Annotated in this window: 21 protein-coding genes; 17 read left to right on the plus strand and 4 right to left on the minus strand. The window is 72.4% G+C overall.

Annotation, left to right across the window (positions count from 1 at the left end; genetic code table 11):
• Positions 1–22: 22 nt before the first annotated feature.
• Both rpe and ACIQVL_RS24775 read left to right on the plus strand, forming a co-directional pair.
• The gene (gene rpe / locus ACIQVL_RS24770) at positions 23–709 is read left to right on the plus strand and encodes a ribulose-phosphate 3-epimerase (RefSeq protein WP_403429670.1); all 687 of its coding nucleotides are present in this window, start codon (positions 23–25) and stop codon (positions 707–709) included.
• 78 nt (positions 710–787) lie between these two features.
• Positions 788–1831, plus strand: coding sequence for a sugar-binding transcriptional regulator (locus ACIQVL_RS24775; protein WP_403429672.1), 1044 nt, complete (start codon positions 788–790; stop codon positions 1829–1831).
• Positions 1832–1924: 93 nt separating this feature from the next.
• Here the strand turns inward: ACIQVL_RS24775 and ACIQVL_RS24780 are convergent, their stop codons facing one another.
• Both ACIQVL_RS24780 and ACIQVL_RS24785 read right to left on the minus strand, forming a co-directional pair.
• Positions 1925–2515, minus strand: coding sequence for a TetR/AcrR family transcriptional regulator (locus tag ACIQVL_RS24780; RefSeq protein ID WP_403429673.1), 591 nt, complete (start codon positions 2513–2515; stop codon positions 1925–1927).
• Between the two features lie 63 nt (positions 2516–2578).
• Positions 2579–3886, minus strand: coding sequence for an MFS transporter (locus tag ACIQVL_RS24785; RefSeq protein WP_403476368.1), 1308 nt, complete (start codon positions 3884–3886; stop codon positions 2579–2581).
• 359 nt (positions 3887–4245) lie between these two features.
• On the opposite strand from ACIQVL_RS24785, the gene ACIQVL_RS24790 reads away from it, so the two are divergent.
• The 5 genes from ACIQVL_RS24790 (at position 4246) to ACIQVL_RS24810 (ending at position 8358) form a co-directional block, all read left to right on the plus strand.
• Positions 4246–5211: a Dyp-type peroxidase gene (locus ACIQVL_RS24790; protein WP_403476369.1), complete on the plus strand. Its 966-nt coding sequence runs from the start codon at positions 4246–4248 to the stop codon at positions 5209–5211.
• A gap of 5 nt (positions 5212–5216) precedes the next feature.
• Positions 5217–5885, plus strand: a complete 669-nt coding sequence (locus tag ACIQVL_RS24795) for an alpha/beta hydrolase (protein ID WP_403476370.1) — start codon at positions 5217–5219, stop codon at positions 5883–5885.
• A 1-nt stretch (position 5886) separates the two neighbouring features.
• On the plus strand, positions 5887–6198 hold the full coding sequence (locus tag ACIQVL_RS24800) for a barstar family protein (RefSeq protein WP_403429680.1): 312 nt from the start codon (positions 5887–5889) through the stop codon (positions 6196–6198).
• A 162-nt stretch (positions 6199–6360) separates the two neighbouring features.
• Positions 6361–7803, plus strand: a complete 1443-nt coding sequence (locus ACIQVL_RS24805) for a GuaB1 family IMP dehydrogenase-related protein (RefSeq protein ID WP_403429682.1) — start codon at positions 6361–6363, stop codon at positions 7801–7803.
• A gap of 102 nt (positions 7804–7905) precedes the next feature.
• Positions 7906–8358, plus strand: a complete 453-nt coding sequence (locus ACIQVL_RS24810; RefSeq protein WP_046726552.1) for an Lrp/AsnC family transcriptional regulator — start codon at positions 7906–7908, stop codon at positions 8356–8358.
• A 178-nt stretch (positions 8359–8536) separates the two neighbouring features.
• On the opposite strand, the gene ACIQVL_RS24815 is transcribed toward ACIQVL_RS24810, so the two are convergent.
• Positions 8537–9277 (minus strand): GntR family transcriptional regulator, encoded by a 741-nt coding sequence (locus ACIQVL_RS24815; RefSeq protein WP_403429683.1) that lies wholly within the window; start codon positions 9275–9277, stop codon positions 8537–8539.
• Between the two features lie 225 nt (positions 9278–9502).
• On the opposite strand from ACIQVL_RS24815, the gene ACIQVL_RS24820 reads away from it, so the two are divergent.
• The 10 genes from ACIQVL_RS24820 (at position 9503) to ACIQVL_RS24865 (ending at position 20804) form a co-directional block, all read left to right on the plus strand.
• Positions 9503–10663 carry an ABC transporter substrate-binding protein gene (locus ACIQVL_RS24820; RefSeq protein WP_403429685.1) on the plus strand — a complete coding sequence of 387 codons (1161 nt, stop codon included), beginning with the start codon at positions 9503–9505 and terminating at the stop codon, positions 10661–10663.
• Positions 10660–11559, plus strand: a complete 900-nt coding sequence (locus ACIQVL_RS24825; RefSeq protein ID WP_351960475.1) for an ABC transporter permease — start codon at positions 10660–10662, stop codon at positions 11557–11559. The genes ACIQVL_RS24820 and ACIQVL_RS24825 overlap by 4 nt, the downstream gene beginning before the upstream one ends.
• Positions 11544–12362 (plus strand): ABC transporter permease, encoded by an 819-nt coding sequence (locus tag ACIQVL_RS24830; RefSeq protein ID WP_403476371.1) that lies wholly within the window; start codon positions 11544–11546, stop codon positions 12360–12362. Before ACIQVL_RS24825 ends, ACIQVL_RS24830 begins: the two co-directional genes overlap by 16 nt.
• 6 nt (positions 12363–12368) lie before the next feature.
• The gene (locus ACIQVL_RS24835; protein ID WP_403429687.1) at positions 12369–13433 is read left to right on the plus strand and encodes an ABC transporter ATP-binding protein; all 1065 of its coding nucleotides are present in this window, start codon (positions 12369–12371) and stop codon (positions 13431–13433) included.
• Positions 13434–13477: 44 nt separating this feature from the next.
• On the plus strand, positions 13478–14929 hold the full coding sequence (locus ACIQVL_RS24840) for an HAD-IA family hydrolase (protein WP_403476372.1): 1452 nt from the start codon (positions 13478–13480) through the stop codon (positions 14927–14929).
• A 97-nt stretch (positions 14930–15026) separates the two neighbouring features.
• The gene (locus tag ACIQVL_RS24845; RefSeq protein WP_403476373.1) at positions 15027–17285 is read left to right on the plus strand and encodes a nitrate- and nitrite sensing domain-containing protein; all 2259 of its coding nucleotides are present in this window, start codon (positions 15027–15029) and stop codon (positions 17283–17285) included.
• Positions 17275–17730 (plus strand): roadblock/LC7 domain-containing protein, encoded by a 456-nt coding sequence (locus tag ACIQVL_RS24850; protein WP_403476374.1) that lies wholly within the window; start codon positions 17275–17277, stop codon positions 17728–17730. Before ACIQVL_RS24845 ends, ACIQVL_RS24850 begins: the two co-directional genes overlap by 11 nt.
• Positions 17731–17737: 7 nt before the next feature.
• A complete protein-coding gene (locus tag ACIQVL_RS24855) occupies positions 17738–18118 on the plus strand; it encodes a DUF742 domain-containing protein (protein ID WP_403429694.1) in 381 nt (126 codons plus the stop codon).
• Positions 18119–18265: 147 nt separating this feature from the next.
• Positions 18266–19054: a carbon-nitrogen hydrolase family protein gene (locus ACIQVL_RS24860; RefSeq protein ID WP_403429695.1), complete on the plus strand. Its 789-nt coding sequence runs from the start codon at positions 18266–18268 to the stop codon at positions 19052–19054.
• A 52-nt stretch (positions 19055–19106) separates the two neighbouring features.
• The gene (locus ACIQVL_RS24865; RefSeq protein WP_403429696.1) at positions 19107–20804 is read left to right on the plus strand and encodes a flavin monoamine oxidase family protein; all 1698 of its coding nucleotides are present in this window, start codon (positions 19107–19109) and stop codon (positions 20802–20804) included.
• Between the two features lie 79 nt (positions 20805–20883).
• On the opposite strand, the gene ACIQVL_RS24870 is transcribed toward ACIQVL_RS24865, so the two are convergent.
• Positions 20884–21813: an LLM class F420-dependent oxidoreductase gene (locus ACIQVL_RS24870; RefSeq protein ID WP_403429698.1), complete on the minus strand. Its 930-nt coding sequence runs from the start codon at positions 21811–21813 to the stop codon at positions 20884–20886.
• Between the last annotated feature and the right edge of the window lie 25 nt (positions 21814–21838).

Here is a 21838-nt window from a genome sequence, read left to right on the forward strand (position 1 = left end):
CGGGGCATGGCACGCTTGGGGCATGGCCGTGCAGATCAACCCCAGCATCCTGTCCGCCGACTTCGCCCGCCTCGCGGACGAGGCGAGGGCGGTCGAAGGCGCCGACTGGCTCCACGTCGACGTCATGGACAACCACTTCGTCCCGAACCTGACGCTCGGTGTGCCGGTCGTAGAGTCCCTGGCCCGTGCTACGGACACCCCGCTGGACTGCCACCTGATGATCGAGGCCCCTGATCGATGGGCGCCCCAGTACGTCGAAGCGGGGGCCTCCTCGGTCACCTTCCACGTGGAGGCGGCGGCCGCCCCCGTGCGGCTCGCCCGGGAGATCCGGGCGAAGGGCGCCCGCGCGTCCATGGCGCTCAAGCCCGCCACGCCCATCGAGCCGTACGAGGACCTGCTCCCCGAGCTGGACATGCTGCTGATCATGACGGTGGAGCCGGGTTTCGGCGGTCAGGCGTTCCTCGACATCATGCTGCCGAAGATCCGCCGCACCCGGGAGCTGATCAGCAAGCACGGACTGGAGCTGTGGCTCCAGGTCGACGGTGGAGTTTCCGCGTCGACGATCGAACGGTGTGCGGACGCAGGAGCCGACGTTTTTGTGGCAGGTTCCGCGGTGTACGGGGCAAACGACCCGGCAGAGGCGGTACGTGCACTACGCACCCAGGCGGCGACGGCCACCGCCCAGGCGTCGTGGGCGTGCGACCACTGAGGTACGGGAACGTGAACGGCTCCGATCAGGGCTGATCAAGTGCGCCGGATCTGCAAGGATGAACGGCGTATCCAGAGTGTGAACAGCAGTGAGGAGATGGCCGTGTCGGGTATGTCGGCGGGCCGGTCAGCCATGCGGATGGGACCCGCAGAGCTGGTGCAGGCGGCGGCCATGGCCCGCCGCTTCTACCTCGAGGGCAAGTCCAAGATCCAGATCGCGGAGGAGTTCGGCGTCAGCCGCTTCAAAGTGGCCCGGGTACTGGAGACTGCCCTCGAAAGGGATCTCGTACGCATCGAGATCCGCGTACCGGCCGAACTGGACGCCGAGCGCTCGGACGCGCTCCGTGCCAGGTACGGCCTGCGGCATGCCGTCGTGGTCGAGTCCCCGGCCGAGGCGGAGGAGACCCCCGACCCCGAGAACCTCGGCGAGGTCGCCGCGGACCTGCTCGGCGAACTCGTCAACGAGGGAGACGTGCTGGGCCTCGCCTGGGGCCGGTCCACCATCCACATGGCGGCCGCGCTGGACCGCCTGCCCCCCTGCACGGTGGTGCAGCTGACCGGCGTGTACGACGCCGGGACCTCCGAGCGCGGCTCGGTCGAGGCCGTCCGGCGCGCCGCCCAGGTGTCGGGCGGCGACGCGCACCCCATCTACGCCCCGATGCTGCTGCCGGACGCGGCCACCGCGGCGGCGCTGCGCAACCAGACCGGGATCGCCCGGGCCTTCGAGTACTTCGACAAGGTCACCGTCGCCTGTGTCTCCATCGGCTCCTGGGAGCCGGGTATCTCCACGGTGCACGACATGCTCAGCGACGAGGAGCGCGCGCACTACGCCACGCTGGGCGTCGCCGCCGAGATGGCCGCGCACCTCTTCGACGCCGAGGGCCGCCGGGTCGGACGCGACCTGGGGGAACGCTGCATCACGGTGAAGGCCGACCAGTTGCGCCGGATCCCGGAGGTCGTCGCGATCGCGGGCGGGCAGCGCAAGGCGGCCGCGATCGACGCGGTGCTGCGGTCGGGGCTGGTCACCAGCCTCGTCACCGACACCTCGGCCGCCGACTACCTGATGGCGGCGGGCACCACGCCCAAGCCCGCCCTGAACCGCGCGGACCCGGACGGTCCCTGACCAGGGACACGGCAGTGCCGCGGCAGCCGGTGTGACAACGCTGCCGCGGCGGACGAGCAGGCCCGGAGCCGGGGCCTCGGAGACGGGTGGCCTTCAGGACCCGGCGGGCAGCGCCGCGTCGATCAGGACGGCCGCCGCCTCCCGGGCGACCGCACCCACCGACGGGTCGCGGTCCATCCGTGCGGACACCACACCCCCGTCGTACAGCAGGCGCAGGCGGCGGGCGAGTGCCTCCGGATCCGGGGCGCCGGCGTCCCGGGCGAGCTCGGTGAACAGGGCCCGGACCCAGGCGCGGGAGACGTCGGAGACCTCCTCGATGGTGCTGCCGTGCTTGGCCTCGGCGCTGGCCGCAATGAACGCGCACCCGCGGTAGTCCTGCTCGGTGAACAGCTCGGCCTGCGCGTCGAAGACGGCCAGCAGCCGGTCCCGCGGGGTGCCGGCGCCGTCGACGGCCCGCAGCAGCCGCTCGGTCAGCCTGGTGTGCCGGGAGTCGAGGTAGGCGCGGATGAGCTGGTCCTTGCCTCCGAAGGTGTTGTACAGCGAGGCCTTGGCGACCCCGGCGCGCTCGATGATCCGGTCGATCCCGACCGACTGCACGCCCTCCGCGTAGAACAGCTCGTTCGCCGCCGAGAGCAGGCGCTCCCGGGCGGTGGCGGCCTTGGCATCGGTCGACGTCTTCGTCATGCCACTCACCTTCCCGACCCTTCCGTACTTCCAGTCTATGGCTGACCAGACCGGTCTACTCAGTCAGCGTGCCTGCGTGACGCGCTCGGGCTGCTCCGTCCGGACCGGCACCGGCTGCGTGCCGCCGGACGCCACCTTCACGCCGGGCGCGATCTGCGGCCTGCCGCGCAGCAGCAGGGCGGCCAGGGCCAGCAGCGCCAGGGCGATGACCACCGCGCCGTACTCCTCGGAGGTCGGGACCAGTCCGCCTCCGTGCACCACCAGCGCGCCGGCGGCGACCGAGGGGACGCCCATGCCGAGGTAGGCGACGACGAAGAGCAGGGACAGCACGCCCGAGCTCTCGTGGGACTTGGCCAGCGGCAGCACGGTGCGGATGCCGCCCTGGAAACCGCTGCCGAAGCCGAGGCCGGCGACGGCGGTGCCGACGAAGAACAGCGCCGGAGCGCTCTGGTCCACGGCGAGCAGGGTCAGGGCGACCCCGGCGACGAGCGCGCCGATGCCGGTGTACATCACGGTCGTGGACTGCGCCTTGCGCAGCGCGAGGACCGAGACGGCCGCGACGAACGCGAGGACGAAGAGGCCGAGGCCGCCCCAGACCGCGGAGGTGGAGCCGACCAGGGTGCGGACCAGGGACGGGCCGAGCGAGCCGTAGAACCCGGCGAGGGCCCAGACGGCGAAGACGACGGGGGCCGCCGCGAGGACCCCGCCACGGACCGCGCGCGGAAGACTGATCTCGGGCACCAGGCTGGCCAGGGCGCCCGACCGCTTGGTGACGGTCTCGTCGATCAGGGCGATGGCGACGGCCTGGGCGGCGAACACGGCAAGCAGGCCGAGGTAGATGGTGTGGGTGGGGGCGGGCAGGTACTGCACGACGAAGCCGCTGACCAGCGAGCCGGTCGCGGTGCCGAGTCCGGGGGCGAAGGCGTTCGCGAGGGTGCCGCGGGAGCGGTTGATGTCCATCATCGCGGCCCCGACGGCGCCGAGCGCGGCGCCGGTGGACAGGCCCTGCACGACGCGGGCGACGAGCAGTTCGCCGACGCCGCCGGCGGTGGAGAAGAGCAGCATGGCGGCGGCCTGGGCGGCGATCGCGGTGATGAGGACCGGGCGGCGGCCGACATGGTCGGACAGCTTGCCGAGGACGAGCAGGCCGGAGAGGACGGCGATCGCGTAGACGCCGAAGACGACCGTGGTGGTGATCGGGCTGAATCCCCATGCGGCCTGGTAGGACGCGTAGAGCGGGGTGGGCGCGCTGGAGGCGGCCAGGAAGGAGACGACGACGGAGGCGAGCACGTAGAACGCCGCGCGCGGCCGGATCGGCCTGCGTGCTGCCGTGGCGCGCTCGGTGCGCTCGTGCGGTGCGAGGTGGTTCATCGGAGATCCTTCGCGGGGACGGGGCCGAGGAGCGTCGGTTCGGAGAGGCATGTTGAGTAGACCGGTCTGTCTACCGTGCCTGGTCAACATCATAGACAGATCTGTCTATTCCGCTGGGCGATGGATTCCTCGAAAAATTCCGGGCACCGTGAGGTCGGACCGCGGACGTACTCCTGCGTACTCCTCGCCCCCTCCGCGACCCTCCGCGACCCTCGTCGAACCGGACGGCGTGGGGCGCCTGTCGCCGCCGGAGGCAGCGGACCCGGTCACCCTCACTTGGAGGGTCTTCGCCGACCGAACGCCGTCAACCCCGAGTATGTGTACGACAGACCGTGTGCCGATCGCATCGGGAGGACCCGTTGACCACCGAACCCCAGTCCGTGCCGAGAGCCGAACCACAGCCGGTACTCGGTCCGTTGACCACCGCCGCGATCTTCCTGGTGCTCACCGTCCGCCCCGGCGCCGAGGGCACGGCGCGGGAGGTGCTGGGCGATCTCCGCGCGCTGCAGCGCAGTTTCGGGTTCGGCGCCCCGGAAGCCGCGCTGAGCTGTGTGGCGGGGATCGGCTCCGAGGCCTGGGACCGGCTCCTCGACCACGCCCGCCCGGCGGGCCTGCACCCCTTCCGGCCCCTGGCAGGCCCCCGGCACACCGCGGTCGCCACCCCGGGCGACCTCCTCCTCCACATCCGGGCCGCCCGGTTCGACCTGTGCTTCGGGCTCGCCGCCGAGATCATGCACCGGCTGCGTGACGCGGTGACCGTCGAGGACGAGGTGCCGGGCTTCAAGTACCTGGACGCACGCGACCTGCTGGGCTTCGTCGACGGCACCGAGAACCCGGTCGGCGCCGCCGCCCGCAGGGCCGTCCTGATCGGCGCCGAGGACCCCGGCCATGCCGGCGGCAGCTACGTGGTCGTGCAGAAATACCTCCACGACCTCGATGCCTGGAACGCGCTGCCCGTCGAGACGCAGGAGCGGATCATCGGCCGTACGAAGGCCACCAACATCGAACTGGAGGAGCCGGCCTCCCACGTGGACCTGAACACGGTCACCGGACCGGACGGCGAGGAACAGCAGATCCTGCGCGACAACATGCCCTTCGGCAGCCCCGGCGGCGGCGAGTTCGGCACCTACTTCATCGGGTACGCCCGGACGCCGGACGTCATCGAGCAGATGCTGCGCAACATGTTCCTCGGCACCGAGGACGCCACCCACGACCGGATCCTCGACTTCTCCACCGCGGTCACCGGCACACTCTTCTTCGTGCCGTCCGACGACTTCCTGGACGACCTGCCCGCGCTCCCCGGAGCCCGCGAGGAGGAACGGTGAGACCGATGTCCGCACATGTGATCGTGCTGCCGGGCGGCGGCTACGTGCAGTACGCCGAACACGAGGCCGAGCCGGTGGCCGAGTGGCTCACCGGGCTGGGGCTCGGCATCGAGGCGAGCGTCTTCCGGTACCCCCTCGGGGTCCGGCATCCCGTCCCCCTCGAAGCGCTGCGCACCGAGATCCGCCGGCTGCGCGCCGCCGGGGCCGACCGGATCGGGCTCGTGGGGTTCTCGGCGGGCGGGCACCTCGCGGGTCTGGCCTGCCTGGCCACGGACGGCGACGCGCGGACGGCGGTGCAGTTCGCCGTGCTCGGCTACGCCATCACCTCGATGGAGACCGAGACCTACCGGCCCTCCCGGGACGTCCTGCTGGGCGAGGACGCCCCGCCGGAGCTGCGCCGGGCCGTCTCGCTCGACGCGCTGGTGACCCCGTCGGCGCCCCCGTTCTTCCTCTGGCACACGGCCGAGGACCCGTACGTCTGGCCCGAGCACACCTACCGCCTGGCCACCGCCCTGGCCGCCCACGACGTGCCCCACACGGTGCACGTCTACCCGCACGGCCCGCACAGCCTGGGCCTCGCCCACGGCGCCGGAGAGGCCTCGACCTGGACCCGTTCGGCGGCGACCTGGCTGGCCGAACAGACCGCCCCCGCAACCCCACTCGGACGGCACTGAGATGACGACGAGCCCGCATCTGGTCACCCTCGACCTCGCCGGGGTCACCGACAAGGCCGGCCTCATGGACCGGACCGCCTCCGCCCTGGACCTGCCCGAGTGGTTCGGGCGCAACTGGGATGCCCTCACCGACAGCCTCCGCGACTCCTCGGTGTGGCCGCCGGAGGCCGTCGGCCGCGGACTCCTGATCGTCGTCACCGGCTGGCAGGGATACGCGCGGAGCAGACCGGACGAGTGGGAGACCGCCCGGCAGGTGTTCGCCGACGCGTCCGCCGACGAACCCGCGCTGACCGTCGCGCTGGCCCTTCGGTGACCCCACCGCAGCCTCTTGTGGGTTCCTCCAGATGGGCTCTGACCTGCCTGGACGTTCGTCCCGGGCATGGCGTGCCGGTCGGCATGGGAGAATGAAGTACGTGCTTTTCCCTCTGGCCGGCCGGTCCGGGGGTCACCTCTGATCGACTGGGATGTGCGGCACGTGCGTTTCCTCAATGACATCCAGCCCGCGTACGACCTGACGTACGACGACGTCTTCATGGTGCCGAGCCGTTCCGCGGTCGGCTCGCGTCAGGGCGTGGACCTCGGCTCGCCGGACGGCACGGGCACCACCGTCCCGCTGGTCGTCGCCAACATGACCGCGATCGCGGGCCGGCGGATGGCCGAGACCGTGGCCCGGCGGGGCGGACTCGTCGTGATCCCGCAGGACATCCCGATCGACGTGGTCACCGATGTCATCACCTGGGTCAAGAGCCGCCACCTGGTGCTCGACACCCCGATCGTGCTGGCCCCGCACCAGACCGTCGCCGACGCGCTGGCCCTGCTGCCGAAGCGGGCGCACAACGCCGGTGTCGTCGTCGACGAGGACGGCCGCCCCGTCGGCGTCGTCACCGACCGGGACCTCACCGGCGTCGACCGGTTCACCCAGCTCGCCGAGGTCATGTCCCGCGACCTGCTGCTCCTCGACGCGGACATCGACCCCCGCGAGGCCTTCAACAAGCTGGACGCCGCCAACCGCCGCTACGCCCCGGCCGTCGACCGGGACGGCAAGCTCGCCGGCATCCTGACCCGCAAGGGCGCCCTGCGCGCCACCCTGTACACCCCGGCGACCGACGCGCACGGCCGGCTGCGCATCGCCGCCGCCGTCGGCATCAACGGGGACTTCGCGGACAAGGCCAAGCAACTGCTCGACGCGGGCGTCGACACGCTCGTCATCGACACCGCGCACGGCCACCAGGAGTCGATGATCAGCGCGGTCAGGCTGGTCCGCGGCCTCGATCCGCAGGTCCCGATCGCGGCCGGCAACATCGTCTCCGCGCAGGGTGTCAAGGACCTCGTCGACGCGGGCGCGGACATCATCAAGGTGGGCGTGGGCCCCGGCGCCATGTGCACCACCCGCATGATGACCGGTGTCGGCCGGCCGCAGTTCTCGGCGGTCCTGGAGTGCGCCGCCGAGGCGCGGAAGTACGGCAAGCACGTGTGGGCCGACGGCGGTGTCCGGCACCCCCGTGACGTCGCCATGGCGCTGGCGGCCGGGGCGTCCAACGTGATGATCGGCTCCTGGTTCGCGGGCACCTACGAGTCCCCGGGCGACCTGCAGCAGGACGCCGAAGGGCGGCTCTACAAGGAGTCGTTCGGCATGGCCTCCGCGCGGGCGGTGCGCAACCGCACGTCGGAGGAGTCAGCCTACGACCGGGCCCGCAAGGCGCTCTTCGAGGAGGGCATCTCCACGTCCCGGATGTTCCTCGACCCGGCCCGGCCGGGCGTGGAGGACCTGATCGACTCGATCATCGCGGGCGTGCGGTCGTCCTGCACGTACGCCGGTGCGGGGTCCCTGGAGGAGTTCGCCGCGAAGGCGATCGTCGGCATCCAGAGCGCGGCCGGGTACGCGGAGGGCAAGCCGCTGCACGCGAGCTGGAGCTAGGCGCGTCCCGCCGGGCGCCGGACCCGGGTCCGGGTCCGTGTTCTACTTCGTGTGCGGCTACCGCCGGTCCCCTCCTGCACCACCTGAAAGCTGAACGACCCCTTGCTGAACGATCTCGACGAACGCATCGTGCACGCCCTCGCCGAGGACGCCCGCCGCTCCTACGCGGACATCGGGCAACTGGTCGGCCTGTCCGCGCCTGCCGTCAAACGGCGGGTGGACCGGCTGCGCGCCACCGGAGCGATCACCGGATTCACCGTACGGGTCGATCCGGCGGCCCTCGGCTGGGAGACCGAGGGGTTCGTCGAGATCTACTGCCGGCGCAACACGTCCCCGGAGACCATTCAGCGGGGCCTGGAGCGCTACCAGGAGGTGGTGGCCGCGTCGACGGTCACCGGTGAGGCCGACGCGGTCGTCCAGGTCTTCGCCTCCGACATGCGGCACTTCGAGAGGGTGCTGGAGCGGATCGCGGGGGAGCCGTTCGTGGAGCGCACCAAGTCGGTGCTGGTGCTGTCGCCGCTGCTGAGGAGGTTCTCCTCGGGGGCACCGGGGTGAGAGCGGTGGAGGGCTCGGGGGGGTGCGGTCGTGCGCCGGGTGCGGGCCGGTGGGGGTTGTTCGCGCAGTTCCCCGCGCCCCTTCAGGGCGCGGTTCCACCGCCGACCCAGGGGCGCGGGGAACTGCGCGACCAGCCACGAACCACCCGCACCCGGCGTACGACCGCACCCCCCACCCCCTACTCCGCGGTCTTCCTCGCCAACGCGTTGTTCCCGATGGAGTTGTGCACACTGAAGCTCACCGCGTCCGAGCGGTAGCGGTCGTCGGACCACTCCACCGGCCGCCCCTCCCGCGTCGTCGTCACGCGCCGCACCCGCAGCAGCGGGCTCGTCCGGCGGATGCCGAGCAGTTCGGCGTCCTGCGCCCCCGCCGCCACCGCGTCGATGACGTGCTCGCCGTACGCGAAGACCAACCCCTTGTCCTCGTACAGGCGTTGGGTGACCGACGGGCAGTCCGGCTCTATCGCCTCGACCGCCCCGGAGATCCAGTCCGCGTACACCGTGCGCTCGAGCAGCACCGGTTCGCCGTCCAGTCCGCGTACGCGCAGCACGTGCAACACGGGCGTGCCGAGGGCCAGTTGGAGGCGGACGGCGTCCTCCTGGCCGGCCGGCCGGTACTCCTGGGACACCACGTGTCCCGTCGCCGCGCGGCCCATCGCCTTCGCCCACTGCGCGAAGCTGCGCAGCTCCGCGAAGCTCTGGCTGCGGCGGCTGGCGAGGACCACCCGGCGGGCGCCCTGGCGGGAGCCGATGAGCCCCTCGGCGGTGAGCGCGGCGACGGCCTGGCGGACCGTGCCGCGGGAGACGCCGTACTCCGCGGCGAGTTCCGTCTCCGAGGGCAGCCGGCTGCCGACGGTGTACTCCTCGCGGTCGATGGCGTGCCGCAGCTCGTCGGCGATCTCCTCGTGTCGCGCCGTCATGCTTCCCCTCTGAGTAGGCGGCTGTGCACAGCGTGACCAGCCTAATCGACGTTCCCAGGTGATTCGTGTCAGCCATGACTGTGCAGGGAAACAGGGGCTGGTGTTCTGTCGCCGTTCATGAACAGGTCACGCGCGCCGGGCGTACTAGGGCCAACTTGTTCAGACAAGTTCGCCCGGCGCCGCCCACAGCGCCACCCACCCTCGTGCGTACTCCCTGGAGAGACCGTGACCGTGTCCCTGCCGAGAACCGCCCTCCTCGGCGGCTCCCTCGCCGCCGTAGCCGCGCTCGCCCTCAGCGCCTGCGGCGCCGCCCCCGACAACGCGTCGTCCACCACCTCCGACGGCAAGAACGCCGCCACCGCCACCTCCGCCGCCGACCTCGGCGGCATGGACAAGCTGATCGCCGCCGCCAAGAAGGAGGGCGCGCTGCACATCATCGCCGTGCCCCGCGACTGGGCGAACTACGGCGCCATCATCGACGGCTTCCAGAAGAAGTACGGCATCAAGATCGAGGACGAGAGCCCCGACGGCTCGAGCCAGGACGAGATCAACGCCGTGACCTCGCGCAAGGGCCAGGACCGGGCGCCGGACGTCCTCGACCTCGGCTCGTCGTTCGCGCTCAGCGCCGCCCAGCAGGGGCTGCTCGCGCCGTACAAGGTGACCTCGTTCTCCGACATCCCCACGGGCCAGGCGGACCCGCAGGCCCGCTGGTACAACGACTACGGCGGCTACATCTCCATCGGCTGCGACGCCAAGCGGGTCAAGGCCTGCCCGACCACCTTCGCCGACCTGCTCAAGCCGCAGTACAAGGGCCAGGTCGCCCTCAACGGCAACCCGACCAAGTCCGGTTCGGCGTTCGGCGGCGTCTACGCGGCCGCGCTCGCCAACAAGGGCTCCTTCGACGACATCCAGCCCGGCCTCGACTTCTTCGCCAAGCTGAAGAAGAACGGCAACTACACGCCCGTCGAGTCCACCCCGGCCACCGTCGAGAAGGGCGAGACGCCCATCTCCATCGACTGGGACTACCTGAACGCCGGTTACGCCGACGAGTTCAAGTCCAAGGGCGTGGACTGGAAGGTGACGATCCCGACCGACGGCCAGTACGCCCAGTACTACTCCCAGGCCATCAACAAGGACGCCCCGCACCCGGCGGCCGCCCGCCTGTGGCAGGAGTACCTGTACAGCACCGAGGGCCAGAACCTGTGGCTCAAGGGCTACGCCCGCCCGGTCCTGATGAGCTCCATGGACAAGGCCGGCACGCTGGACAAGACCGCCGCCGCCAAGCTGCCCGCGGTCACCGGCACGCCCACCTTCCCGACCGAGGCCCAGCAGGACAAGGCCAAGACCGTCCTCTCGACCGGCTGGTCGAAGGCCGTCTCCGGATGACGGCCACGCTCACGCGGGCCGACGTGGCGTCCGCCGCTTCCCAGAAGCGGCGGCGCCGCGCCCCCGGCTGGCTCGCCGTCGTCCCGCTCCTCGCCTTCACGGCCGTCGCCTTCGGGCTGCCGGCCGTCGCCATGCTGAACGGCGCCTTCACGGTCAAGGACCCGGCCAGCGGGGTGAGTTCGTACACCGCGAGCAATCTCAGCGACTCGCTCCAGGGGCCGTACCTCACCGCCCTCGTCGGCAGCGTCAAGCTGTCCGCGCTCTCCGCCGTCATCGCCGCCGTCCTCGGGCTGCCGCTCGCGCAGGCCGTCGTCAGCTCGCGCTCCCGGGCGCTCCGCGAGGCCGTGCTCACCGCCTCCGGTGTGCTCGCCAACTTCGGCGGCGTGCCGCTGGCGTTCGCGTTCGTCGCGACCCTCGGCAACGCCGGTGTGCTCACCGTGCACCTGCACCTCACGGACCACGGCTGGAACCTGTACAGCTTCTGGGGGCTCGTCCTGGTCTACCTGTACTTCCTGATCCCGCTGATGGTCCTCACCATCACCCCGGCCCTCGACGGACTGCGCACCCAGTGGCGCGAGGCCGCCTTGAACAACGGCGCCACCGGCGTGCAGTACTGGCGGTTCGTGGCCCTGCCCGTGCTCGCGCCCTCGCTGCTCGGTGGGCTCGTGCTGCTCTTCGGCAGCGCCTTCGCCGCCTACGCCACCGCCGCCGCGATGGTCGGCAGCGCGGTCCCGCTGGTCACCCTGCAGATCGCCGACGCCCTCTCCGGCAACGTCCTGGTCGGCCAGGAGAACGTGGCCCTCGCCCTGAGCCTGGACATGGTGCTGGTGGCGGGCGTGGTGATGGCCGTGTACCTGCCCCTGCAACGACGGAGCGCCCGATGGCTCGACGCCTGACCCCCTGGCGCTGGGCCGTCCTCGGCCTGGCCGCCCTCTACTTCCTGGTCCCGCTGGGCGCCTCCGTCCTCTTCACGGTGGACGTGCCGGGCCAGGGCGTCACCTTCGACGCCTACTCCCAGATCCTGTCCGCCGACGGTTTCCTCTCCAGCCTGGTCCTCTCGCTGGAGCTTGCGGTCGCCACCATCGCCGTCGTGCTGCTGCTGATGGTGCCCGCCGTGGTCGCCCTGCGGCTCAGCGCGCCCAGGCTGCGGCCCGTGGTCGAGATCGTCTGCTCGCTGCCGCTGGTGGTGCCGCCGATCGCGTTCGTCGCCGGCATCGTGACCGTGCTCAAGTGGGGACCGGACTACCTGTCCAAGACCCCGCTGTTCGAGACGTTCGTGGCCGTCCAGAACCCGACCTTCCCGGTCGTCCTGGTCCTCGCGTACGTCGTGATGGCGCTGCCCTTCGTCTACCGGGCCCTGGACGCCGGGCTGCGCGCCATCGACGTGCGCACCCTCGTCGAGGCCGCCCGCAGCTGCGGTGCCAACTGGCCGCAGGCCCTCGTCCGCGCCGTGCTGCCCAACCTGCGCGGGGCGCTGCTCAACGCGTCCTTCCTCACCCTGGCCCTGGTGCTCGGCGAGTTCACGGTCGCCCGGCTGCTGGGCTTCCAGCCCTTCGCCGTGTGGATCTACAACGTCGGCGGCTCCCAGGCCCAGATGTCCGTCGCCGTCTCCGTGCTCAGTCTCCTGGTGACCTGGGCCCTGCTCCTCGCGCTCGCCGGTGCCGGCGGCCGTGACCGAACCGCTTCCTCCCGGGGATGACACACCATGACCACCGCCACCCTTGAGAAGGCCGCGACCGTCGAATTCCGGTCGCTGCGGCGCGAGTTCGGCGCCACCGTCGCCCTCGACGGACTCGACCTGACCGTCCAGCCGGGCGAGTTCCTGGCCCTGCTCGGCCCGTCCGGCTGCGGCAAGACCACCGCGCTGCGCATGCTCGCCGGCTTCGAGCACCCCGACTCCGGCGCCGTCCTGGTGGACGGCGAGGACGTCACCCACGTCCCGGCCCACCGCCGCGACGCCGGGATGGTCTTCCAGTCGTACAGCCTCTTCCCGCACCTGAACGCCGTCGACAACGTGGCCTTCGGGCTGCGGATGCGCAAGGTGCGTACGAGTGAACGGCGGGCGCGGGCCGCCGAGTTGCTGGAGCTCGTCGGGCTCGGCGACAAGGGGGAGCGGTTCCCGCACCAGCTCTCCGGCGGCCAGCAGCAGCGCATCGCCCTTGCCCGCGCCCTCGCCCTGCGCCCCCGGGTGCTCCTCCTCGACGAGCCGCTGTCGGCCCTCGACGCCAAGGTCCGGCTGTCGCTCCGCGAGGAGATCCGCCGCCTCCAGCAGGAACTCGGCATCACCACCCTGTTCGTGACGCACGATCAGGAAGAGGCGCTGTCCATCGCCGACCGGGTCGCCGTGATGCGCGCCGGACAGCTCGAACAGTGCGCCGAACCCGCCGAGCTGTACGGCCGTCCGGCCACCGCCTTCGTCGCCGAGTTCGTCGGCACGATGAGCCGGATCCCCGGGACGGTCGCGGACGGCACCGTCGAGGTGCTCGGGCAGCGGCTGCCGGTCGACGGGCAGGCACCGGACGCGGGCGAGGCCGACGTGCTCGTGCGGCCCGAGGCGGTCCAGGTGCGCGCGGACGGCGCCGGTACGGCCACCGTCGTCGCCACCGCCTTCCTGGGCGCGGTCGTCCGGGTCACCGTACGGCTCGCCGACGGCACCGAGGCCAAGGCCGACCTGCCCGCCCACGAAGCCGCCGAGCTGGGCGCCGGATCCGCCGTGACCGTGTCGCTGCCCGAGCGGCCGGTGCTCGTGGCGCCACGCGTCCAGAAGTAACGCTCCCGAAGTCCCGTCCCCCCCACGTGAGGAATGACAACAACGTGACCCCCCACCCACGACTCCCGCTGCAGGCCGTCCTGTTCGACATGGACGGCACGCTCGTCGACACCGAGCGACTGTGGTGGGAGGCGGTGGAACAGGTCGCCGGGCGGCCGCTCACCGAGGCCGACGAGCCGGAGGTGCTCGGCCGGCCGGTGGAGCACACCGCCGACTGGCTCGCCGCCGGGACGGACCGCCCGGCCGCGGCTCTCGCGGCCGGGCTGCACCGGGAGTTCGCGGACCGCGTCCGCACCGGCATCGTGCCCCGCCCCGGCGCCCTCGACCTGCTGGACGCGCTGGCCGCGGCCGGCGTCCCCACCGCCCTGGTCACCGCGTCCCCACGCGCGGTCGCCGACCTCGTTCTCGACGCCCTCGGCCCCGGCCGGTTCGCGGTGTCCGTCACCGCCGACGACACGGGCCGCACCAAGCCCGCCCCCGACCCCTACCTGGCCGCCTGCAGCGCCCTCGGTGTCGACCCGGCCGCCTGCGTGGCCGTGGAGGACACCGAGACCGGGGTCGCCTCCGCCGAGGCCGCCGGCTGTGCCGTGCTGGCCGTGCCCTCGCTCGCCCCGATCGGCGGCGCGCCCGGCCGGACCGTCCGTGACACGCTGGTCGGGGTCACCCCGAAGGAGCTGAGCGACATGGCCGTACCGGAACTGCGGGTGATGTCCTGGAACCTGTGGCTCGGCGGCAGCCCGGTCGACGACCACCGGGCCAAGCAGGTCAAGGCCGTCATGGACGCGGGCGCGGACGTCGTCGGCCTCCAGGAGACCGCCGGGACCGGCGCGCGGGAACTCGCCGAGGCCCTCGGCTGGCACCACCACACGGCGGGCGAGAACCTCGGTGTCATCAGCCGGTACCCGATCACCGCGCGCCTCGGCGACCCGGACGTCGGCTTCTACGGCGCCGCCGGGGTGCGGATCGCCGTCCGCCCCGGCCGCGAGGTCGAGATCTGGACCGCGCACCTGCACTACACGCCGTACGGGCCCTACGAGTTCCACTTCGACGGGCTCGGGGCGGACGAGCTGATCGCCCACGAGGAAGTCCGGCTCGGGCAGATGCGGGAGGCGCTGCGCCGGATCGGGGACGGTGACGTGCCCGTGGTGCTCGTCGGTGACTTCAACTGCCCGTCCCACCTGGACTGGCCGGCGGTCGAGTGGCCGGTGACGAAGGCCGCGGAGGAGGCCGGGTTCCGCGACTCCTACCGCGAGGCGCACCCGGACCCGGCCGCCGCGCCCGGCCACACCTGGTCGCCGATCCACCCCGTCCACGAGGACGGCAGCGGGCGGCCCGAACCCCAGGACCGGATCGACTACGTGCTGCACAGGGGGCTGCGCGTGCTCGACTCCCGGACCCGGGTCACCGGCACCCCGGCGCCCTGGCCCGAAGTGGCGGGCAACGACTGGCCGTCCGACCACGCGGCCGTCGTCACCACGTTCGCCGTCGAGCCTTAACCGGGGGTTACCCGCGGCAACCGTTGCGGCCGGTGTGGCGATCCCGTAGGTTGTGCGGGCCTCCCCCCTACTCACTGGTAACACCGGTAGGTATCCCATGCGCTGGCCCGGCCGACCCACCACCGTCCGCACCCGGATCGTGGCGCTCGCGCTCGCCCCGGTCGTCGCGCTGACGGCCCTGTGGAGCTTCGCCATGGTGTCCGTCACCGGCGAACTACGCGCGCTGATCCGGCTCCAGGGGGTGTACGACGACTTCGGCACCCCCGTCGACACCGCCGTCGGGCAGATCCAGATCGAACGGCGGCTGTCGGCGGCCTACCTGGGCACCGGCCTGGACACGGCTTCCGCCGCCGGCCTGCTCGCCCAGCAGCGGCGCACCGACCGGGCCGTGGCCGCCATGCGGGACGCGGTCCGGGACGGCGACCGCGGGCGCCTCAGCGACCGGCAGCGCGAGGCGCTCGACGCGATGGTCACCGCCACCGGCAGGCTGGAGAGGCTGCGCGGCCAGGTGCTGTCCCGGAAGATCTCCTGGGACCGCGCCGTCGCCGGCTACAGCGCCCTGGTGGAGCCCGGCTTCGACGTCGAGTCCGCCCTCACCGCCCTCCAGGCCGGGCAGCTGGCCCGGGAGTCCCAGGTCGTCGTCGAGCTGGTGCGGGTGAGGGAGTTCGTCTCCCGCGAGGACGCGCTGGTCGCCGGGGCGCGGGCCGCCGGACGGCTCACCCGCGCGCAGTACGGCACCCTCACCGCGACCATCGAGGACCGGCGGGTCTTCCAGCGGACCTACGTCCCCGACCTCCCGTCGGACTCGCGGGCTCTGTTCGAGACGTTCCAGCGCGGCGCGCTCTACCGCTCGCTGGTGAGCGGCGAGGACGCGCTGCTGCGGGCGGGCGCGGGCCGGGCCGGTGCGGCCGTCGCCGCGGGCACCTGGCGGTCGACCACCGACCGGGCCGTCAAGCAGTACATGCTGCTGTGCACGCACTCCGCCGAGAACTCCGGTGCCCGCGGACGTGCCTTCGCCTACCGGGAGTTGGCCAAGGCGGCCGTCGTCGGCGCGGCCGGGCTCGCGGCGGTGGGCCTGTCGCTGTGGTTCGCGGTGCGCGGGGCGCGCCGCATCTCGCGCCGCCTGGAGCTCCTGCGGGACGCGGCCGACCTGCTGACCGCACGCCAACTGCCCGCCCTCATGGAGCGGCTGAGCGCCGGTGAGGACGTGGACGCGGTCACCGAGGCGCCGCCGCTGGCCGCCGGGGAGGCCGGGGACGACGAGATCGGGGACGTCGGCCGGTCCTTCAACCGGGCCCGGCTGGCCGCCGTCGAGGCCGCGATCAAGCAGGCCACGCTGCGGCGGGGGCTGTTCGCGGTCCTCCTCAACATCGCCCGCCGCAACCAGGCGCTCGTCCACCGCCAGCTGAAACTCGTCGACACACTGGAACGGCGCACCGACGACCCGGCCGTCCTCGGCGAGCTGTTCCGCATCGACCACCTCACCACCCGGATGCGCCGGCACGCGGAGAGCCTGATCATCCTCTCCGGCGCGACCCCCGGACGGCGCTGGCGGCGGCCCGTACCGGTCGCCGACGTGGTGTCCTCGGCGGTCGGCGAGATCGAGGACTACCCGCGGGTCGTGGTGCCGCCGATGCCCGAGGTGGGCGTGGCCGCGGACGCCGTCGCCGACGTCGTGCACCTGCTCGCCGAGCTCCTGGAGAACGCCACGGTGTTCTCGCCGCCGCACACCCAGGTGACCCTGCGCACCGGGCGGGTCGGCCACGGCTTCACCCTGGAGATCGACGACCGGGGCCTCGGCCTCGACGCGGACCAGCTCGCCGAGGCCCGCCGCACCCTGACCGACCCCGACGCCTTCGACCCGACCCGCCACGACCGCCTCGGCCTCTACGTCGTGGGCCGCCTGGCCGCCCGGCACGGCATCGGGGTGAGCCTGCGGGAGTCGCCGTACGGGGGGACGACGGCGGTGGTCCTGCTGCCGGCGGCTGTGCTGGCCGAGGCGGAGCCGGAGGGCGGCCGAGGCCGGTCCGCGTCGGCGGAGGAACACGGGCACCGGCCCGTGTCGGCGGTCGGTGTGCTGTCGCCGTCCGGTCCGGGCCGGTCCGGGACCTCCGCACCCGGCACGGACCTGCCGCCGCCCCCGGCCCTGCCCACCCGCACCCGTCAGGCCTCCCTCGCCCCCGAGCTCCGCTCGGAGCAGGCGCCCGGCGCGGCGCGTGACCTGGACGCCGACGAGATGCGGGCGGTCTTCGGAGCCTTCCAGCGCGGCCTGGACCGGGGACGCAGAGGACTGCCGACCGGCCCGGAGGAGCCGGACCACACCGAGAAAGGGACCCGTGCCGACGATGACCAGTGACGACCAGCCCCAGCCGCCCGGCACCACGGCCGCCCCCGGCTCCGGACCCGCCGCCCGGCCCGGCAGCGACCTCGGCTGGCTTCTCGACGACCTCGTCGCCCGGACCGACCACGTCCGGCAGGCCGTGCTGCTCACCGCCGACGGGCTGCCGCTCAGCCACTCCGAGGGGATGCGGCGGCGGGACATCGAACACCTCGCGGCCGTCTGCTCCGGCTTCCACAGCCTGGCCCGCTCCGCGGGGGACCGGTTCGGCGCCGGGGAGGTGCGGCAGACCATGGTGATGCTCGACGACGCCTACCTCTTCGTCACCCCGGCCGGGCACGGCAGCCGGCTCGCCGTCCTCAGCGACGTCCGCACCGACGTCGGCCAGCTGGCCCACGAGATGGCCCTGCTCGTCCGCCGCCTCGGCCGGCACCTCGACGCGGCCGCACGCGCGACCCCCTGATCCTCCGGTGAGCGACGAGCACTGGTACGAGGACGAGACCGGGTCCCTGGTCCGCCCCTACACCGTGACCCGGGGCCGTACCGAGCCCTCCGGCAAGCACACCATCGATCTGATGTCCCAGGTCACGGCCCTGGAAGCGGACGCGTCCCAGGGGACGGTCGACCATGCCCGCGCCGCCCTGCTCGCCCTGGTGCGCCGCGGGGCCCGCCCCGTCGTCGAGCTCGCCGCGGACGCCGACCTGCCGCTCACCGTCGTACGCGTGCTGCTCGCCGATCTCGCCGAGGCCGGCCTGGTCCGCATCGAGGAGCCGCGCCGGGTCGCACCGGCCGGTGCCGCCGCCGACCCCGAGCTGCTGAAGGTGATCGTGGAGCGGCTGCGGGAGCTGTGACCCCGCGCAACGAATCGCCACCGGAGCCCCGTCCCACGCAACGAACCGCGCGGCCACGCGCAACGGCTCCGCCTTGTCCGGTCCGGCCCGCCGACCGTACGGTCTAAGTGACCCCCAGACCTCCTTCCGTACCCGGTGAGGACCCGCATGCGCACCGCCCTGCTCCAGAGCTCCGGCCGCCCCGGCTCGACCTTCGAGAACCTCAAGGTGCTCGACGAGGCCGCCGGCCGGGCCGCCGCCGCGGGCGCCGCGCTGCTCGTCGCCCCGGAGATGTTCCTCACCGGCTACGCCATCGGCGACGACATCGCCCGCCTCGCCGAGCCCGCCGACGGCGACAGCGCGGACGCCGTCGCAGAGCTGGCCCACCGCCACGGACTCGCGATCACCTACGGCTACCCGGAGCGGGACGGCGACCAGGTCCACAACTCCGCCCAGCTGATCTCCGCCGACGGCACCCGGCTCGCGAACTACCGCAAGTCCCACCTCTTCGGCGGCTTCGAGCGGGACCACTTCACGCCGGGCGACCAGCCCGTCGTCCAGGCGCAGCTGAACGGCCTCACCGTCGGGATCATGATCTGCTACGACGTGGAGTTCCCCGAGCTGGTCCGCGCCCACGCCCTGGCCGGCACCGACCTGCTGCTGGTCCCGACGGCGAACATGCACCCCTTCGAGATCGTCGCCGAGTCCCTGGTCCCGGTGCGGGCCTGGGAGAACCAGATGTACGTCGCCTACGCCAACCGCGTCGGCCAGGAAGGCGAGTTCGAGTTCTTCGGGCTCTCCGCGCTGGCCGGACCCGACGGGGTGGCCCGCGCCCGCGCCGGCCGCGTCGAGGAACTCGTCCTCGCCGACCTCGACCCCGCCCTCCTCGCCGCCTCCCGCGAGGCGAACCCGTACCTGAAGGACCGCCGCCCCGGCCTCTACGGGTCCCTGGCCTGACCTCCCCCGCTCCTCTTCACCCTTTTCGCGTTTCGCAAGGAGTCCGTACCCCATGACGTCCACGGTGCCCAACGCTGTCGAGCACGCCGACGCGCAGCAGCCGCCGATCACCATGTTCGGCCCGGACTTCCCCTACGCCTACGACGACTTCCTCGCCCACCCGGCGGGCCTCGGCCAGATCCCCGCGACCGAGCACGGCACCGAGGTCGCCGTCATCGGCGGCGGCCTGTCCGGCATCGTGGCCGCCTACGAGCTGATGAAGATGGGCCTGAAGCCGGTCGTCTACGAGGCCGACAAGATCGGCGGCCGGCTGCGGACCGTCGGCTTCGAGGGCTGCGACCCCTCGCTGACCGCCGAGATGGGCGCGATGCGCTTCCCGCCCTCCTCCACGGCCCTCCAGCACTACATCGACCTGGTGGACCTGGAGACCCGGCCCTTCCCCAACCCCCTCGCGGAGGCGACCCCCTCGACCGTCGTCGACCTCAAGGGCGAGTCGCACTACGCCGAGAAGATCGACGACCTCCCGCAGGTCTACCGGGACGTCGCCGCCGCCTGGAACAAGTGCCTGGACGAAGGCGCCGACTTCTCCGACATGAACCGCGCGATGCGCGAACGGGACGTGCCGCGCATCCGCGAGATCTGGGCGAAGCTCGTCGAGAAGCTCGACAACCAGACCTTCTACGGCTTCCTCTGCGACTCCGAGGCCTTCAAGTCCTTCCGGCACCGCGAGATCTTCGGCCAGGTCGGCTTCGGCACCGGCGGCTGGGACACCGACTTCCCCAACTCCATCCTGGAGATCCTGCGGGTCGTCTACACCGAGGCCGACGACCACCACCGCGGCATCGTCGGCGGCTCCCAGCAGCTGCCGCTCCGGCTCTGGGAGCGCGAGCCCGAGAAGATCGTGCACTGGGCGTACGGGACGTCGCTCGCGAAGCTGCACGAGAACGGCGAGCCCCGCCCGGCCGTGACCCGGCTGCACCGCACCACCGGCAACCGGATCACGGTGACGGACGCCAACGGCGACATCCGCACCTACCAGGCGGCGGTCTTCACCGCCCAGTCCTGGATGCTGCTCTCCAAGATCGCCTGCGACGACTCGCTCTTCCCGATCGACCACTGGACCGCGATCGAGCGCACCCACTACATGGAGTCCTCGAAGCTGTTCGTGCCGGTCGACCGGCCCTTCTGGCTGGACAAGGACGAGGACACCGGCCGGGACGTCATGTCGATGACGCTCACCGACCGCATGACCCGCGGGACCTACCTCCTGGACGAGGGCCCGGACCGGCCCGCCGTGATCTGCCTGTCCTACACCTGGTGCGACGACAGCCTGAAGTGGCTGCCGCTGTCCGCGCACGAGCGGATGGAGGTCATGCTGAAGTCGCTCGGCGAGATCTACCCGAAGGTCGACATCAGGAAGCACATCATCGGCAACCCGGTGACCGTGTCCTGGGAGAACGAGCCTTACTTCATGGGCGCGTTCAAGGCCAACCTGCCCGGCCACTACCGCTACCAGCGGCGCCTGTTCACGCACTTCATGCAGGACTCGCTGCCCGACGACAAGCGGGGCATCTTCCTCGCGGGCGACGACATCTCCTGGACGGCGGGCTGGGCCGAGGGCGCCGTCCAGACCGCGCTGAACGCGGTCTGGGGCGTCATGCACCACTTCGGCGGGGCAACCGACACGACCAACCCCGGCCCCGGCGACGTCTACGACGAGATCGCGCCGGTGGAGCTTCCCGAGGACTGACACGCGCCCCAAGGGGGCGCGAGGAACTGCGCGACCGGCCAAGACGGCGCCGCAGACGACCGACGACAGGGCGGGCCGCTCAGATCCCGGCGGCCCGCGCCTTCTCGTACACCTCGGCGCCGACGTCCTTGAGCTCCTGGGCGTCGCGCGGGGTGGCCTCCAGGTCGATCAGGATCTCCTCCAGGCCGACCGCCGCGTGCGCCACGAGGTCCTCGACGATCTGGTCGACGCTGCCCTGGAAGGGCTGCCGGTCGGAGCCGTCGTACGCCTTCGGCGTGTAGGTGGCGTTGATCCGCAGGACCGTCTGGAGCGGTTCCGTCCGGCCGCGTTCGGCGGCCAGGTCCTGCACGCCCTGCCACTGCGCGGCGAGCTGCTCGGCACCCATGCCGACCGGCAGCCAGCCCTCGGCGCGGTCGACCAGCCGGGTCAGGGCCTTCTTGTTGGACGCCGCCAGCAGGATCGGGATCGGCCGCGCGGGCTTGGGGCCGACCACCGCCGAGGCGATCTTCGTGAGCTCACCGTCGTGACGCACCGGGTCCGGGCCCCACACCGCCCGGCACACGTCGATGAGCTCGTCGAGCACCTTGCCACGCTCCTCGAACGGCCGGATTCCGGCGGCCGCGTACTCGTCGAGGGACCAGCCCGTGCCGAAGCCCGCCAGCACCCGGCCGCCGCTCGCCGCGTCCAGCGTCGCCAGGGACCTCGCCAGTTGGAAGGGGTTGTGCAGCGGCGCCACCAGGACGCTGCTGCCCAGCCGCACCCGCTCGGTGGCCCCGGCGGCCAGGGCCAGCGTGACCAGGGGCTCGGCCACGCTCCGGTACTCGTCGGGCCAGGGGAGGCCCGGGACGTTGTAGAGGCCCTGGGTGGCGGGCTCCGGGAACAGGGCCCGCTCGAAGACCCACAGGCTGTCGTAGCCGATCTGTTCGGCGGCGCGTGCCACGTCGGGGATGTCGGTGCCGAGGGAGTACTGCCGCATCTGGGGAAGGCCGAAGCCGAGCCGGGTGGTCATGCCGGTGCTCCTTTGCAGTCGAGTG

This window comes from Streptomyces sp. NPDC090499 (assembly GCF_044769305.1).
In the GTDB taxonomy this organism is placed as follows: Bacteria; Actinomycetota; Actinomycetes; order Streptomycetales; family Streptomycetaceae; genus Streptomyces.

What these genes read in the sequence shown, in the direction of transcription:
- ACIQVL_RS24780 (WP_403429673.1), bottom strand. Translation starts at nt 2,515, where the DNA reads ATGACGAAGACGTCGACCGATGCCAAGGCCGCCACCGCCCGGGAGCGC.
- ACIQVL_RS24815 (WP_403429683.1), bottom strand. Translation starts at nt 9,277, where the DNA reads ATGACGGCGCGACACGAGGAGATCGCCGACGAGCTGCGGCACGCCATC.
- ACIQVL_RS24835 (WP_403429687.1), top strand. Translation starts at nt 12,369, where the DNA reads ATGACCACCGCCACCCTTGAGAAGGCCGCGACCGTCGAATTCCGGTCG.
- ACIQVL_RS24795 (WP_403476370.1), top strand. Translation starts at nt 5,217, where the DNA reads ATGTCCGCACATGTGATCGTGCTGCCGGGCGGCGGCTACGTGCAGTAC.
- ACIQVL_RS24830 (WP_403476371.1), top strand. Translation starts at nt 11,544, where the DNA reads ATGGCTCGACGCCTGACCCCCTGGCGCTGGGCCGTCCTCGGCCTGGCC.
- ACIQVL_RS24860 (WP_403429695.1), top strand. Translation starts at nt 18,266, where the DNA reads ATGCGCACCGCCCTGCTCCAGAGCTCCGGCCGCCCCGGCTCGACCTTC.
- ACIQVL_RS24800 (WP_403429680.1), top strand. Translation starts at nt 5,887, where the DNA reads ATGACGACGAGCCCGCATCTGGTCACCCTCGACCTCGCCGGGGTCACC.
- ACIQVL_RS24870 (WP_403429698.1), bottom strand. Translation starts at nt 21,813, where the DNA reads ATGACCACCCGGCTCGGCTTCGGCCTTCCCCAGATGCGGCAGTACTCC.
- ACIQVL_RS24865 (WP_403429696.1), top strand. Translation starts at nt 19,107, where the DNA reads ATGACGTCCACGGTGCCCAACGCTGTCGAGCACGCCGACGCGCAGCAG.
- ACIQVL_RS24845 (WP_403476373.1), top strand. Translation starts at nt 15,027, where the DNA reads ATGCGCTGGCCCGGCCGACCCACCACCGTCCGCACCCGGATCGTGGCG.
- ACIQVL_RS24785 (WP_403476368.1), bottom strand. Translation starts at nt 3,886, where the DNA reads ATGAACCACCTCGCACCGCACGAGCGCACCGAGCGCGCCACGGCAGCA.
- ACIQVL_RS24850 (WP_403476374.1), top strand. Translation starts at nt 17,275, where the DNA reads ATGACCAGTGACGACCAGCCCCAGCCGCCCGGCACCACGGCCGCCCCC.
- rpe (WP_403429670.1), top strand. Translation starts at nt 23, where the DNA reads ATGGCCGTGCAGATCAACCCCAGCATCCTGTCCGCCGACTTCGCCCGC.
- ACIQVL_RS24825 (WP_351960475.1), top strand. Translation starts at nt 10,660, where the DNA reads ATGACGGCCACGCTCACGCGGGCCGACGTGGCGTCCGCCGCTTCCCAG.